Annotated in this window: 15 protein-coding genes and 5 tRNA genes; 4 read left to right on the top strand and 16 right to left on the bottom strand. The window is 69.4% G+C overall.

Annotated features, from left to right (window positions below; translation table 11 throughout):
- Positions 1-22 precede the first annotated feature (22 nt).
- Both AOK03_RS07995 and AOK03_RS07990 read right to left on the bottom strand, forming a co-directional pair.
- A complete protein-coding gene (locus AOK03_RS07995) occupies positions 23-973 on the bottom strand; it encodes an NAD(P)H-dependent glycerol-3-phosphate dehydrogenase (protein ID WP_055564498.1) in 951 nt (316 codons plus the stop codon).
- A 74-nt stretch (positions 974-1,047) separates the two neighbouring features.
- Positions 1,048-1,827, bottom strand: coding sequence for a lysophospholipid acyltransferase family protein (locus tag AOK03_RS07990; RefSeq protein WP_055564467.1), 780 nt, complete (start codon positions 1,825-1,827; stop codon positions 1,048-1,050).
- A 155-nt stretch (positions 1,828-1,982) separates the two neighbouring features.
- Here AOK03_RS07990 and cofC point away from each other — a divergent pair, with 155 nt between their 5' ends.
- Entirely contained in the window at positions 1,983-2,618 is a 636-nt protein-coding gene (cofC, locus tag AOK03_RS07985; protein ID WP_055564466.1) for a 2-phospho-L-lactate guanylyltransferase, read from the top strand.
- A gap of 14 nt (positions 2,619-2,632) precedes the next feature.
- Entirely contained in the window at positions 2,633-2,836 is a 204-nt protein-coding gene (locus AOK03_RS07980; RefSeq protein WP_055564465.1) for a hypothetical protein, read from the top strand.
- A gap of 129 nt (positions 2,837-2,965) precedes the next feature.
- Here the strand turns inward: AOK03_RS07980 and AOK03_RS07975 are convergent, their stop codons facing one another.
- The 4 genes from AOK03_RS07975 to leuC form a co-directional block, all read right to left on the bottom strand.
- Positions 2,966-3,664 carry an HU family DNA-binding protein gene (locus AOK03_RS07975; protein ID WP_055564464.1) on the bottom strand — a complete coding sequence of 233 codons (699 nt, stop codon included), beginning with the start codon at positions 3,662-3,664 and terminating at the stop codon, positions 2,966-2,968.
- A 161-nt stretch (positions 3,665-3,825) separates the two neighbouring features.
- Positions 3,826-4,062, bottom strand: a complete 237-nt coding sequence (locus AOK03_RS07970) for an SCO5555 family protein (protein ID WP_055564463.1) — start codon at positions 4,060-4,062, stop codon at positions 3,826-3,828.
- 248 nt (positions 4,063-4,310) lie between these two features.
- Positions 4,311-4,904, bottom strand: a complete 594-nt coding sequence (gene leuD / locus AOK03_RS07965) for a 3-isopropylmalate dehydratase small subunit (RefSeq protein WP_055564462.1) — start codon at positions 4,902-4,904, stop codon at positions 4,311-4,313.
- A gap of 5 nt (positions 4,905-4,909) precedes the next feature.
- On the bottom strand, positions 4,910-6,334 hold the full coding sequence (gene leuC, locus AOK03_RS07960; RefSeq protein ID WP_055564461.1) for a 3-isopropylmalate dehydratase large subunit: 1,425 nt from the start codon (positions 6,332-6,334) through the stop codon (positions 4,910-4,912).
- A 180-nt stretch (positions 6,335-6,514) separates the two neighbouring features.
- Here leuC and ndgR point away from each other — a divergent pair, with 180 nt between their 5' ends.
- Positions 6,515-7,234, top strand: a complete 720-nt coding sequence (gene ndgR / locus AOK03_RS07955) for an IclR family transcriptional regulator NdgR (RefSeq protein ID WP_055564460.1) — start codon at positions 6,515-6,517, stop codon at positions 7,232-7,234.
- A gap of 148 nt (positions 7,235-7,382) precedes the next feature.
- On the opposite strand, the gene AOK03_RS07950 is transcribed toward ndgR, so the two are convergent.
- On the bottom strand, positions 7,383-7,868 hold the full coding sequence (locus tag AOK03_RS07950; RefSeq protein ID WP_208609514.1) for a DUF4188 domain-containing protein: 486 nt from the start codon (positions 7,866-7,868) through the stop codon (positions 7,383-7,385).
- A 106-nt stretch (positions 7,869-7,974) separates the two neighbouring features.
- Between AOK03_RS07950 and AOK03_RS07945 the strand changes: the two genes are divergently transcribed.
- Positions 7,975-8,631 (top strand): MerR family transcriptional regulator, encoded by a 657-nt coding sequence (locus tag AOK03_RS07945; protein WP_208609513.1) that lies wholly within the window; start codon positions 7,975-7,977, stop codon positions 8,629-8,631.
- Positions 8,632-8,688: 57 nt separating this feature from the next.
- Here AOK03_RS07945 and AOK03_RS07940 read toward each other — a convergent pair.
- The 9 genes from AOK03_RS07940 to AOK03_RS07900 all read right to left on the bottom strand — a co-directional run bounded on the left by AOK03_RS07940 (position 8,689) and on the right by AOK03_RS07900 (position 12,745).
- Positions 8,689-8,761, bottom strand: a tRNA-Glu gene (locus AOK03_RS07940).
- 28 nt (positions 8,762-8,789) lie between these two features.
- Positions 8,790-8,861 (bottom strand) — tRNA-Gln (locus AOK03_RS07935).
- A 31-nt stretch (positions 8,862-8,892) separates the two neighbouring features.
- Positions 8,893-8,965: transfer RNA gene (locus AOK03_RS07930), tRNA-Glu, on the bottom strand.
- Positions 8,966-9,027: 62 nt separating this feature from the next.
- Positions 9,028-9,100: transfer RNA gene (locus tag AOK03_RS07925), tRNA-Glu, on the bottom strand.
- 41 nt (positions 9,101-9,141) lie between these two features.
- Positions 9,142-9,213 (bottom strand) — tRNA-Gln (locus tag AOK03_RS07920).
- An 87-nt stretch (positions 9,214-9,300) separates the two neighbouring features.
- Positions 9,301-10,029 (bottom strand): HAD family hydrolase, encoded by a 729-nt coding sequence (locus AOK03_RS07915; protein WP_055564458.1) that lies wholly within the window; start codon positions 10,027-10,029, stop codon positions 9,301-9,303.
- A gap of 69 nt (positions 10,030-10,098) precedes the next feature.
- Complete coding sequence (gltX, locus tag AOK03_RS07910) at positions 10,099-11,577, bottom strand: glutamate--tRNA ligase (protein ID WP_079074554.1); 1,479 nt, start codon at positions 11,575-11,577, stop codon at positions 10,099-10,101.
- Positions 11,570-12,358, bottom strand: a complete 789-nt coding sequence (locus tag AOK03_RS07905; RefSeq protein ID WP_055564456.1) for a fumarylacetoacetate hydrolase family protein — start codon at positions 12,356-12,358, stop codon at positions 11,570-11,572. The genes gltX and AOK03_RS07905 overlap by 8 nt, the downstream gene beginning before the upstream one ends.
- A gap of 186 nt (positions 12,359-12,544) precedes the next feature.
- Entirely contained in the window at positions 12,545-12,745 is a 201-nt protein-coding gene (locus AOK03_RS07900; RefSeq protein ID WP_055564455.1) for a hypothetical protein, read from the bottom strand.
- Positions 12,746-12,920 lie beyond the last annotated feature (175 nt).

The raw sequence follows: 12,920 nt of genomic DNA, 5'->3' as shown, positions 1-12,920 counted from the left end.
ACCGAAGTAGTCAGTCGTGCCTTCAGCGGCGCTCGGGCTTGGCGCTGCGCGACATGAGGTCCTTGAGGGCGACCATGGGGGGCGTTCCCTCGTGCACGATGCCCACGACGGTCTCCGTGATCGGCATGTCGACGCCGTGCCTGCGGGCCAGATCCAGCACGGACTCGCAGGACTTGACGCCCTCGGCGGTCTGCTTGGTGACCGCGATGGTCTCCTCCAGGGTCATGCCCTTGCCGAGGTTGGTGCCGAAGGTGTGGTTGCGGGACAGCGGCGAGGAGCAGGTCGCCACCAGGTCGCCCAGGCCCGCGAGTCCGGAGAACGTCAGCGGGTCCGCGCCCATGGCGAGCCCGAGCCGGGTGGTCTCGGCGAGGCCGCGCGTGATGAGCGATCCCTTGGCGTTGTCCCCGAGGCCCATGCCGTCGGCGATGCCCACGGCGAGGCCGATGACGTTCTTCACGGCGCCGCCGAGCTCGCAGCCGACGACGTCGGTGTTCGTGTACGGGCGGAAGTACGGCGTGTGGCAGGCGGTCTGCAGGCGCTGCGCGACGGCCTCGTCCCGGCAGGCGACCACGGCGGCGGCGGGCTGCCGGGCGGCGATCTCACGGGCGAGGTTGGGGCCCGTGACGACGGCGATCCGGTCCGCGGGGACCTTCGTGACGTCCTCGACGACCTCGCTCATCCGCATGGCGGAGCCCAGTTCGACGCCCTTCATGAGGGAGACGAGGACGGTCTCGGGGGCCAGCAGCGGCGCCCACTCGGCGAGGTTGCCGCGCAGCGTCTGCGAGGGCACGGCGAGGACCGCGAAGTCGGCGTCCGCGGCGGCCTCGGCCGGGTCGGAGGTCGCCCGGAGGTTCTCGGGGAGCCGCACGCCGGGGAGGTAGTCCGGGTTCGTCCGCGTGGAGTTGACGGCGTCGGCGAGTTCGGCTCGACGGCCCCACAGGGTGACGTCGCAGCCCGCGTCGGCGAGCACCATGCCGAAGGCCGTACCCCAAGAGCCCGTTCCGAAGACGGCGGCCTTCACCGGGCCCGCCGAGGTCACGGGGTTCGTCACTTGCTGTCCTCCGGGGTGCTCTCCGCGGGGCCCCGAGCGGCTCCGCGGTCTGCCTTGCGTCGTTGTTCCAGCCGCGCCCTGCGCGGGTCGTACGGCGTATCGGGGGCCTTCTCGCCCCGGACCTCCTCCAGGAGTTCGGTGATCGCGGCCATGATGGTCTCGGTCACCTCGCGCAGCACCTCGGGCGTCGGCTCCTTGTCGTAGAAGCGCGACAGGTCGACCGGCGGTCCCGCCTTCACCTGGAGGGTCTTGCGCGGGAAGAAGGCGGGCTTCTTGCTGTACGGCGGCAGCGCGAGGTTGGCACCCCACTGGGCGACGGGAATCACCGGGCACTTGGTCTTCAGGGCGACCCGAGCGGCACCGGACTTGGCCGTCATCGGCCACATGTCGGGGTCCCTGGTGAGGGTGCCCTCGGGGTAGAAGGCGACACACTCGCCGCGCTCGATGGCGTCGACGGCGGCGCGGAACGCGTCCAGCGCGTTCGTGGTCTCGCGGTAGACCGGGATCTGGCCCGTGCCCTTCATGACCTTGGCGACAAAGCCGCCCTTGAAAAGGCCGTCCTTTGCCAGGAAACGCGGCACCCGTCCGGTGTTGTACTGGTAGTGCGCGTAGGAGAACGGGTCGATATGCGAGTTGTGATTCACCGCCGTGATGAATCCTCCGTCGGCAGGAATGTGTTCCATTCCACGCCAGTCCCGCTTGAACAGAACCACCAGCGGCGGTTTAGCAATGACCGCCGCCAGGCGGTACCAGAAGCCGATTCTGCGGCGGGACACTCGGACACCTTCCTCCATGAACCTGGTCGGCCGCACAAGTGTCGCCCCAGGCTGCCTGTCTGTCGAGAACACCGTACGCCCACCCCTTCCCCGCCACCCCGTGCACGGGCCCTCCAGGAGGTCACAATGGGCGCGACGCGAAGGACGGAGCGCCCGTGCAGTGGACCCTGGTCATACCCCTGAAGTCGTTGGCGCGTGCCAAGAGCAGGCTCGCCGCCACCTCCGGGGACGGCCTGCGCCCCGGCCTGGCCCTGGCGTTCGCGCAGGACACCGTGGCCGCCGTGGTGGCGTGCCCCGGGGTGCGCGATGTGGTGGTCGTCACGAATGACGGCCTCGCGGGGTGCGAGCTCGCCGCGCTGGGCGCCCGAATCGTCGCCGACGAGCCGGGCGGCGGCCTCAATGCCGCCCTGTCGCACGGCGCGGCCTTCGTGCGCGCCGAGCGGCCTGAAGCGTTTGTCGCGGCCCTGAACGCCGACCTGCCTGCGCTGCGCCCCACCGAATTGTCCCGCGCTCTCGGCGGCGCCGCCGCTTTTCCCCGCGCATTCATGCCGGATGCCGAAGGAATCGGCACGACGTTGCTGTGCGCGACGGCGGGAACGGAATTGCTTCCGGCATTCGGCACGGCGTCGCGGGCCCGGCACACGGCGTCCGGGGCCGTGGAACTCGCACTCGACGGTGTCGATTCCGTACGCCGGGACGTGGACACCGGGGAGGACCTGCGCGCCGCTCTCGCGCTCGGGGTGGGGCCCCGCACCGCGGAGGTCGCGGCGGGCCTGCTCATCCCCGACTGAGTACGCTGCCTTCCATGCAGGCGACCGCGTACACGTACGACTCCGAGACCCGCAGCGGCAGTGTGCTGCTCGACGACGGGACTCCCGTGACCTTCGAGGCCCCCGCGTTCGACGCGGGCGGGCTGCGGCTGCTCCGGCCGGGGCAGCGCGTGCGCATCGAGGTCGACGGCGAGGGCGAGGCGCGCCGCATCACCCTGGTGACGCTGCAGACGTTCTGATCCGTGGCCCCACGGACGTTCCGAGAGGACTGACACGGACGCTCCGGGAGGCCTGACGGGGCCGTACGCACGACGCGGGCCGGGCTCCCCCGTGGGAGTCCGGCCCGGCGCGTGAGTGCCCTCGTGCCCTTACTTCTTGCGGGCCGTGGTCTTCTTGGCGGTCGTCTTGCGCGCCGTGGACTTCTTGGCGGGCGCCTTCTTGGCGGTGGCCTTCTTCGCCGGCGCGGTCTTCTTCGCCGTGGCCTTCTTCGCCGGGGCGGCCTTCTTGGCGGTGGCCTTCTTGGCGGCCGGGGCGGCCTTCTTGGCCGTCGCCTTCGTGGCCGTCTTCTTGGCGGTGGCCTTCTTGGCCGCTGCCTTCTTGGCCGTCGCCGTGGTCTTCTTGGCGGTGGTCTTCTTCGCCGTGGCCTTCTTCGCCGTGGCGGTGGTCTTCTTGGCCGTGGCCTTCTTGGCGGTGGCCTTCTTGGCCGCGGCCTTCTTGACCGTCGCCGAAGCACCGCCGGTCAGGCTGCCCTTGGGCGCCTTCTTGACCGCGACGTCGTTCTTCGGGAGCTTCTTCGAGCCGCTCACGAGGTCCTTGAAGCCCTGTCCGGCACGGAAGCGCGGAACGGAGGTCTTCTTGACCCGGACGCGCTCCCCGGTCTGCGGGTTGCGGGCGTAACGGGCCGGACGGTCGACCTTCTCGAACGAGCCGAAGCCGGTGACCGAAACCCGGTCCCCGCTGACCACGGCACGGACGACGGCGTCCAGGACCGCGTCGACGGCGTCGGCGGCCTGCTGGCGGCCGCCCACCTTGTCGGCAATCGCTTCTACGAGCTGCGCCTTGTTCACGTCTTCCCCTTCGGAGACATTGCCGGGAGCGAAATACTCCGGCTTTTTCGCACGTTAGGCAGATATATACCGCAAATCAAACACGAAACGGGCTAATCACCCTTGTGCCGCAACGAAGTGGCCCATCTCGGAGTTCCTCGAAGGTCCGTTGAGGCTGCAGCTCAGCCGTCTTGGGGGAATCGGCCCTCGTCTGCTTCGTCGAGGGACGCCATCAATCGCTCCAGACGCCTTGCCGCATCGGCGAGATCGTGTTTGGCCGCGGCCGTAATGACCAGCAGCTTCCGGGTCAGCGCCATCCGTACGCCCTCCGGGACTTGCAGTGCGCGCACCCGTGAGTGCGCTTCCTTCAGTTGGTCCGCGACGAGCCCGTAGAGCTCGAGTTGGCTGTCACGTCCCATGCACCGATTGTGCCATCTGGGGCGAGTTGTCGCCTCCGCAGGGGGTAACTGCCGCCGTCCGCCGACTTCCTGAGGGTACCCCGTCGCGCCGAGTACAAGGGGATTTCCAGCCTCTTCTTCCTTCTTGGCCAAGGGAGTTGAGACCACCCGAACAGGTCAGCCGGTACCCCGGGAGACCCACACACAGACGTACCCCCAACCGTTCACGATTGGGGGTACGTCGGGGTGTTGCGGGGTGTTGCGAGGCGTCAGACCTGCACGGTCCGCGGCTTGTACGAGGGGCGCCCGGACTCGTACGCGGCGATGTCCGGCTCGTTCTGCAGGGTGATGCTGATGTCGTCCAGGCCGTTCAGCAGCCGCCAGCGGGCGTTCTCGTCGAGTTCGAAGTCGGCGGTGACGCCCTCCGCGCGGACCTGGCGATCCTGCAGGTCAACGGTGATCTCGGCCTGCGGATCGCGCTCCGTCAGCTCCCAGAGCGCGTCCACCACCTTCTGGTCGAGCACCACGGTGAGCAGGCCGTTCTTCAGCGAGTTGCCCCGGAAGATGTCGGCGAAGCGGGACGAGATGACGGCCTTGAAGCCGAAGTTCTGCAGCGCCCACACGGCGTGCTCGCGGGAGGAGCCGGTCCCGAAGTCGGGTCCGGCGACCAGGACCGTGGAGCCCTCTCGCTCGGGGCGGTTGAGGACGAACTCGGGGTCCTTGCGCCAGGCCTCGAAGAGCCCGTCCTCGAAGCCGTCCCTGGTGACCTTCTTGAGCCAGTGAGCAGGGATGATCTGGTCGGTGTCGACGTTGCTGCGGCGCAGCGGAACGGCCCGGCCGGTGTGCGTGGTGAATGCTTCCATGGTTCTCAGACTCCGGCGGTCACGGGGGCGTCGGACAGGTCGGCGGGCGAGGCGAGGTGGCCGGTGACCGCGGTGGCCGCGGCGACCTGCGGGGACACCAGGTGGGTGCGTCCGCCCTTGCCCTGCCTGCCTTCGAAGTTGCGGTTCGACGTGGACGCCGAGCGCTCGCCGGGAGCCAGTTGGTCGGGGTTCATGCCCAGGCACATCGAGCAGCCCGCGTGCCGCCATTCGGCGCCGGCACTGGTGAAGACCTTGTCCAGGCCCTCGTCCATCGCCTGCAGGGCGACCCGGACCGAGCCGGGGACGACCAGCATCCGTACGCCGTCGGCGACTTTGCGGCCCTCGACGATGGAGGCGGCGGCGCGCAGGTCCTCGATGCGGCCGTTGGTGCAGGAGCCTACGAAGACGGTGTCGACCTTGATGTCGCGCAGCGGCTGTCCGGCGGTCAACCCCATGTATTCCAGGGCCTTTTCGGCGGCGTAGCGCTCCGAAGCGTCTTCGTACGAAGCCGGGTCGGGGACGTTCGCCGAAAGCGGCGCTCCCTGGCCCGGGTTGGTGCCCCAGGTCACGAACGGCGCCAGCGAGGCGGCGTCGATGTAGACCTCGGCGTCGAAAACGGCGTCGTCGTCGGTCTTCAGGGTCTTCCAGTACGCCACCGCGGCGTCCCAGTCCTCGCCCCGCGGGGCGTGGGCGCGGCCCTCGATGTAGTCGAAGGTGGTCTGGTCAGGGGCGATCATCCCGGCGCGGGCGCCCGCCTCGATGGACATGTTGCAGATGGTCATCCGCGCCTCCATCGAGAGCTTCTCGACGGCCGGGCCGCGGTACTCCAGGACGTAGCCCTGGCCGCCACCGGTGCCGATCTTCGCGATGATGGCGAGGATCAGGTCCTTGGCCGTGACGCCGTCGGGCAGTTCGCCGTCGACGGTGATGGCCATGGTCTTGGGGCGGGCCATGGGCAGCGTCTGGGTGGCCAGGACGTGCTCGACCTGGGAGGTGCCGATGCCGAACGCCAGCGCGCCGAAGGCTCCGTGGGTGGAGGTGTGCGAGTCGCCGCAGACCACCGTGGTGCCGGGCTGGGTCAGTCCCAGCTGCGGTCCCACCACGTGGACGACGCCCTGCTCGACGTCGCCCAGCGGGTGCAGGCGCACCCCGAACTCGGCGCAGTTCTTGCGCAGCGTCTCCAGCTGGGCGCGCGAGACCGGGTCGGCGATGGGCTTGTCGATGTCGAGGGTCGGGGTGTTGTGGTCCTCGGTCGCGATGGTGAGGTCGAGCCGCCGCACCGGCCGGCCGGCCTGGCGGAGGCCGTCGAAGGCCTGCGGGCTGGTCACCTCGTGCAGCAGGTGCAGATCGATGAAGAGGAGGTCGGGCTCGCCCTCGGCGCGCCGGACGACATGGTCGTCCCAGACCTTCTCCGCGAGTGTCCTACCCATCGCTTTCCCTCCGACCGGCCGCTTCGCCGGCCCAACTAGAGAATCCGTTCGCCGACGCGCGTACCCCTCGTGCCGCGCGTCGACCGCCGATCCGTTGGTCCGCGGATCGCTCGTACAGAGTGGCGCGTCTCGCAGAAAATTGAACTTGCGTTTCACAGAGTGAGACGGGAGTATCGACGCATGGACAACTCTAGCGGCGTCGGCGTTCTGGACAAGGCGGCCCTTGTCTTGAGCGCTCTGGAGTCCGGTCCGGCCACCCTCGCGGGCTTGGTCGCGGCCACCGGGCTCGCACGACCCACGGCACACCGACTGGCCGTGGCACTGGAACACCACCGGATGGTGGCTCGGGACATGCAGGGCCGTTTCATTCTCGGCCCGCGCCTCTCGGAGCTCGCGGCGGCGGCCGGCGAGGACCGCCTGCTCGCCACGGCGGGCCCGGTCCTCACCCACCTGCGCGACGTCACGGGCGAGAGCGCGCAGCTCTACCGCCGCCAGGGCGACATGCGCATCTGCGTGGCCGCGGCCGAGCGCCTCTCGGGCCTCAGGGACACCGTCCCGGTCGGCTCGACGCTCACGATGAAGGCGGGCTCGTCGGCCCAGATCCTGATGGCGTGGGAGGAGCCGGAGCGCCTGCACCGCGGCCTCCAGGGCGCCCGCTTCACGGCCACGGCCCTTTCGGGCGTACGACGCCGGGGCTGGGCCCAGTCGATCGGCGAGCGCGAGCCGGGCGTCGCGTCCGTCTCCGCACCGGTGCGGGGCCCCTCGAACCGCGTGGTCGCCGCCGTCTCGGTCTCCGGGCCGATCGAGCGCCTGACCCGCCACCCCGGCCGGATGCACGCCCAGGCGGTCATCGACGCCGCCGGACGCCTCTCCGAGGCTCTGCGCCGCTCCGGCGGCTGACTCCCCCGGCGCCGAGAGCGCCCACGCACGCACACGAGCGCCGGAAGAAGCCGCCTCAACGCCGCGGCGGCCGCTTCCGGCGCTTCTCTGTTCCCGGACGGTCCACGACCGGCCCTCCGGACGCCCCACGGGGCACCCGCCGAGTACGTCAGGCCGCGCTCAGCCGGTCGGCGGCCCGCTCCCCGCGGCGGCCCACCGGAATCACACCGGTGGCCTCGCCCAGGCCGAACGGCGGCATGTTCACGTACACCGCCTCATGGGCACCGGCCGGCACCACGAACGTCTCGTGCCAGAAGCCGACCTTGCCCCGGCCCTCCCTGATGCGACGGTTGAAGGCCGCCCACGCGGGCCGGTGGGCCTTGTCCTGCGCGGTCGAGTACGCCAGCAGCTTCTCCTGCGACTCCCAGTACTGGACCACGTACACCACGCGCACCCCGCCGAACAGGAGCCGGTAGCCCAGCATTCCGCTCGCCGGGTCCCGCGACAGCTCCTTCAGCATCCGGGGCATCGCCACGAAGACGGGCCACCAGCTGCGGACGGCACGGAAGGCGTTGATGCGCATCCCGATGTGGAAGACGACCACGCCGCCTTCCGCCTCGGCGGTCATGCGCCCTTCGATCGGCTTGCTGCTCATGACGGTTCCCCCTTGACGGAGCTCTGGCCGAACGTTGGATAGTCCCGCTATCCATGCTTGGATAGTGACACTCTCCAAAGAGGAGCGCAAGAGGAGGCACGAGCCGATGAGACTGGCGGAACTGAGCCGGCGCAGCGGGGTCCCCACGGCCACGATCAAGTACTACCTGCGCGAAGGGCTGCTCCCGCCGGGCCACCGCGTGACGGCGACGCAGGCCGAGTACGACGAAGCCCATCTGCGGCGGCTCCGGCTCGTGCGGGCGCTGGTCCAGGTGGGCCGGGTGCCGATCGCTTCGGCGCGTGAGGTGCTCACCGCACTGGAGGACGACTCGCTGGACCGCAACTCCCGGCTGGGAACGGCGGTATGGGCCCTGCCGCACGGCCCGGAGCCCACCGCGGACGACCCGCACCAGGAGGCCGCGCACCGCACGGTGGACGCCCTGCTGGAACGCCTCGGCTGGCAGAACGCCCAGGAGTACGGGGCCGAGTCACCGGCCCATCGGATGCTGGTGACCGCAGTGAGCACCCTGGCCCGGCTCGGATACCCGTGCGGCGTGGCGGACTTGGTGCCGTACGCGCACGCGGGGCGGCAACTGGCCGTCTCGGACCTGGACTTGATCGAGCGGTACGAGTCGCCGGACGAACAGCTGGAGGCGGCGGTCGCGCTCACGGTGCTCTACGAGCCGGTCCTGCTGAGCCTGCGCCGCATGGCACAGGCCGAGGAGTCCAACCGGCGCTACGGGCAGGAGGCGCCGCAGACATGACGTCGCAGACATGACGAAAGGGCCCTCCCTCACGGGAAGGCCCTCTGTCGTTACTTGTACCCCCGACCGGATTCGAACCGGCGCTACCGCCTTGAGAGGGCGGCGTGCTAGGCCGCTACACAACGGGGGCGTGGATCTTGTGTCACCACATGATCCGGCTGGGCTACCAGGACTCGAACCTAAACTAACGGAACCAGAAACCGTCGTGCTGCCAATTACACCATAGCCCAATGTGGTCTAGACCAGGTCTAGTACCTACAGTACCCCCGACCGGATTCGAACCGGCGCTACCGCCTTGAGAGGGCGGCGTGCTAGGCCGCTACACAACGGGGGCCCTAGCGATCCTGCATCAGTGACAGTGGGTGCGACCCGATCTGTCCCCGCGGGAAGGATCTGTACCCCCGACCGGATTCGAACCGGCGCTACCGCCTTGAGAGGGCGGCGTGCTAGGCCGCTACACAACGGGGGCATTGTGGATGAGATCCACATGGTGCAGATGAGCTCTGCGAGCTGGCCTACCAGGACTCGAACCTAGACTAACGGAACCAGAAACCGTCGTGCTGCCAATTACACCATAGGCCATCAAAGCGCCACCCCTTGACGGGGTTTTGTTTGACTTGCGCTTCCCGGCCGGACCTTTCGGCCCTCTCGGGCGGCGCAGGAAGAACATTACCCGAAGGTGGACGGCGCTCCAAAACGGGTATCCGCCCGCAGCAGCGCGGGGAGCTCGGAGAGCTCCTTGATGCGGTGCACGCCCGACGGGCCTTGCCCCGCCGAGCCGTTGCGGTCGAGCCAGATCCCGAGGAGTCCCGCGTCCCTGGCGCCCCTCGCGTCGATCTCCGGCTGGTCGCCCACGTAGGCGATCTCGGCGGGCGCGAGGTCAAGGCGGGCACAGACGGCGAGGAAGGCCTCGGCGGCGGGCTTGGAGACGCCCAGGTCGGCGGCGCACAGCACCACCTCGAAGCGGTCGCGCACGCCGAGGACGGTCAGCTTGCGGTCCTGGACGACGAGCGCGGAGTTGGACAGGACCGCGTGGCGGTACTCCCCGGCGAGGGCGTCCAGGGTGGGCACGGTGTCGGGGAAGAGGGACCAGGCCGATTCATAGTGACCGACATAACGCCCGAACCAGGCGTCGGCGTCGTCGTCGGACAGCTCGGGGGCCTCCAGGAAGCCGCGCACGCGGTCGCGGCGCTGCTCCTGGAAGGTCATGCCCCCGGCGCCGAAACGGGCCCAGTGGCGCTCGGTGAGCTCCCGCCACCGGTCGAGCGCATGCTCGGCCGATCCGTACCGCTCCAGGAGGCCCTCGGCCGCGAGGTGCGCGTGCATGCCGGCGCTGTCGGCGCGCGCGTAGTCGAAGATCGTGTCATCGATGTCCCAGACCACGGCTTTGATCGGCATGTGTTCGACGGTATGCGAAGGACCCGGCAGCCGTGGTGGCTTCCGGGTCCTTCGTGGTGCGGGGCCTGGTTACGCGGTGAGCTTCGTCAGGGCCGCGTCGATGCGGGCGAGCGCCTTCTCCTTGCCCAGGATCTCCAGGGACTCGAAGAGGGGCAGGCCGATCGTGCGGCCGGTGACGGCGACGCGGACCGGGGCCTGGGCCTTGCCGAGCTTGAGGCCGTGCTCCTCGCCGGCGGCCAGGACGGCTTCCTTGAGGGACTCGGGGGAGGTCCAGTCGGCCGCGTCCAGCTTGGCGCGGGCGGTGCGCAGGAGCGCGTCGGAGCCCTCCTTCATGGCCTTCGTCCAGCTCGCCTCGTCGAAGACCGGCTCCGGCAGGAACAGGAAGTCGACGTTGTCCGTGATCTCGGAGAGGACCTTGACGCGGGTCTGGGCGTGCGGGGCGATCGCCGCCCAGGCGGACTCGTCGAAGTCCTGCGGGGCCCAGTTGGCGTGCGGAGCCCGCAGCCAGGGCTCACAGGCCTCGGCGAAGGCCTTCACGTCCAGCATGCGGATGTGGTCGGCGTTGATCGCCTCGGCCTTCTTCAGGTCGAAGCGGGCCGGGTTGGCGTTCACGTCCGCGAGGTCGAACTTGGCGACCATGTCGGGGATCGAGAAGACGTCCTGGTCCGCGGAGAACGACCAGCCCAGGAGGGAGAGGTAGTTGAGCAGGCCCTCCGGGAGGAAACCGCGCTCCCTGTAGAGGTTGAGCGAGGCCTGGGGGTCGCGCTTGCTCAGCTTCTTGTTGCCCTCGCCCATGACGTACGGGAGGTGGCCGAACTCGGGGATGCCCTTGGCGATGCCCAGCTCGATCAGCGCCTTGTAGAGGGCGATCTGGCGGGGCGTGGAGGAGAGCAGGTCCTCGCCGCGCAGGACGTGGGTGATCTCCATCAGGGCGTCGTCGACCGGGTTGACGAGCGTGTAGAGCGGGGCGCCGTTCGCGCGGACGATGCCGTAGTCCGTGACGTTCTCCGCCTGGACGGTGATCTCGCCACGGACCAGGTCGGTGAAGGTGGTGGCCTCGTCGGGCATCCGGAAGCGGATGATGTGCTTGCGGCCCTCGGCCTCGTACGCCTCGATCTGCTCGGCGGTGAGGTCGCGGCAGTGGCCGTCGTAACCGGACGGCTTGCCGGCGGCGCGGGCGGCCTCGCGGCGGGCGTCCAGCTCCTCGGTGGTGCAGTAGCAGGGGTAGGCGTGGCCGCCGTCGATGAGCTTGGCCGCGACGTCCTTGTAGATGTCCATGCGCTGCGACTGGCGGTACGGCGCGTGCGGGCCGCCGACCTCGGGGCCCTCGTCCCAGTCGAAGCCCAGCCAGCGCATCGAGTCGAGCAGCTGCTCGTACGACTCCTCGGAGTCGCGAGCCGCGTCGGTGTCCTCGATGCGGAAGACCAGGGTGCCCTCGTTGTGCCGGGCGTAGGCCCAGTTGAAGAGGGCGGTGCGGACCAGGCCCACGTGGGGGTTGCCGGTCGGCGAGGGACAGAAACGTACGCGTACGGGGGTCGCGTTAGCCACGCTTGATCACCTTGTTGGTGAGAGTGCCGATGCCTTCGATGGTGACGGCGACCTCGTCGCCGACGTTGAGGGGGCCGACCCCTGCCGGGGTGCCCGTGAGGATGACGTCGCCCGGGAGCAGCGTCATGGCCTCGGAGATGTTCACGATCAGGTCCTCGATGGAGTGGACCATCTCGCTGGTGCGGCCGAGCTGGCGCTGCTGGCCGTTGACCGTGCACTGGATGGTGAGGTCGCTCGGGTCGAGCTCGGTCTCCACCCAGGGGCCGAGCGGGCACGCGCTGTCGAAGCCCTTGGCCCGGGCCCACTGCTTCTCGCGGCGCTGGACGTCACGCGCGGTGACGTCGTTGGCGCAGGTGTAGCCGAAGATCACGTCCTTGACCCGCTCGCGCGGGACCTCGCGGCACATGCGGCCGATGACCACGGCCAGCTCGGCCTCGTGGTGCAGCTCCTCGGAGAACGAGGGGTACGTGATGGCGTCGCCGGTGCCGACCAGCGAGGTGGACGGCTTGAGGAACGCGAAGGGGGCGTCCGGGACCTCGTGGCCGAGCTCCGCCGCGTGCTCCTTGTAGTTGCGGCCGAAGGCCACGATCTTGTTCGGGAGCACCGGCGGGAGCAGGCGGACCTTGCTCAGCGGGACCTTGGTGCCGGACAGCTCGAAGTCGGCGTACGGGATGCCCTTGATGATGTCGAGGACGAGCTCGCCCTCCTTGCCGGGGGTGCTCTCCCCCTCGACTGCTCCGTAGCCGACATTGCCGTCGATGGAGAACCTGGCGATGCGCACGCTCTAGCCTCTTGGGGTGGTTGCGGTGTGACACCCCAGGCTAACGCGGGGGCCTGCGGCCCGCTGACGGCCTCTTGAGCGTGGCCCCGCGCCTTCGCCTCTGTCGATCGCCGCTCCGCGGCCCGTCCTCAAACGCCGGACGGGCTGGGATGCGGGCTCAGAGCGTGAACGGGGTGGAATCCCGGCTCAGACCGTGGACGGGGTGGCGGGCTCCGGGGCGTCCATCAGGATCGTGCGCTTGGGGTTGGCGGTCTGCGTCGGGAGTTCGACGGCGTGCTCCGGGCGGTCGGCCGCGGCCCGGAGCTCGTCCGCGTCCGCGAGGTGCGCGAGAGTGGTGCGGCGCGGGTTGGCTATGTTGCGGAACATCGTCGACTTCACAGTCTTCATCTGCTGTTCGGACCTTGTCGGTTGAGGCGTCGCGTGACGGACGCGGCTTGTCGGATTCGCCATCCCTGTAAAGCGTCAGGCTAAACATCCAATTCCCGGCCAAAGTCCGGAAGACGCCATGATCTTCATGTGAGTTTGCTCACGAGCTAGCCGACAAAAGGGTCAATTCAGGCTC

The sequence above is a fragment of the Streptomyces atriruber genome (assembly GCF_001418325.1).
In the GTDB taxonomy this organism is placed as follows: domain Bacteria; phylum Actinomycetota; class Actinomycetes; order Streptomycetales; family Streptomycetaceae; genus Streptomyces; species Streptomyces atriruber.
The sequence above is the reverse complement of the archived record's forward strand: the minus strand, read 5'-3'. Positions and strand labels throughout refer to the sequence as shown.

What these genes read in the sequence shown, in the direction of transcription:
- AOK03_RS07995 (WP_055564498.1), bottom strand. Translation starts at nt 973, where the DNA reads ATGGTGCTCGCCGACGCGGGCTGCGACGTCACCCTGTGGGGCCGTCGA.
- AOK03_RS07980 (WP_055564465.1), top strand. Translation starts at nt 2,633, where the DNA reads ATGCAGGCGACCGCGTACACGTACGACTCCGAGACCCGCAGCGGCAGT.
- AOK03_RS07970 (WP_055564463.1), bottom strand. Translation starts at nt 4,062, where the DNA reads ATGGGACGTGACAGCCAACTCGAGCTCTACGGGCTCGTCGCGGACCAA.
- leuD (WP_055564462.1), bottom strand. Translation starts at nt 4,904, where the DNA reads ATGGAAGCATTCACCACGCACACCGGCCGGGCCGTTCCGCTGCGCCGC.
- leuC (WP_055564461.1), bottom strand. Translation starts at nt 6,334, where the DNA reads ATGGGTAGGACACTCGCGGAGAAGGTCTGGGACGACCATGTCGTCCGG.
- ndgR (WP_055564460.1), top strand. Translation starts at nt 6,515, where the DNA reads ATGGACAACTCTAGCGGCGTCGGCGTTCTGGACAAGGCGGCCCTTGTC.
- AOK03_RS07950 (WP_208609514.1), bottom strand. Translation starts at nt 7,868, where the DNA reads ATGAGCAGCAAGCCGATCGAAGGGCGCATGACCGCCGAGGCGGAAGGC.
- AOK03_RS07945 (WP_208609513.1), top strand. Translation starts at nt 7,975, where the DNA reads ATGAGACTGGCGGAACTGAGCCGGCGCAGCGGGGTCCCCACGGCCACG.
- AOK03_RS07915 (WP_055564458.1), bottom strand. Translation starts at nt 10,029, where the DNA reads ATGCCGATCAAAGCCGTGGTCTGGGACATCGATGACACGATCTTCGAC.
- AOK03_RS07900 (WP_055564455.1), bottom strand. Translation starts at nt 12,745, where the DNA reads ATGAAGACTGTGAAGTCGACGATGTTCCGCAACATAGCCAACCCGCGC.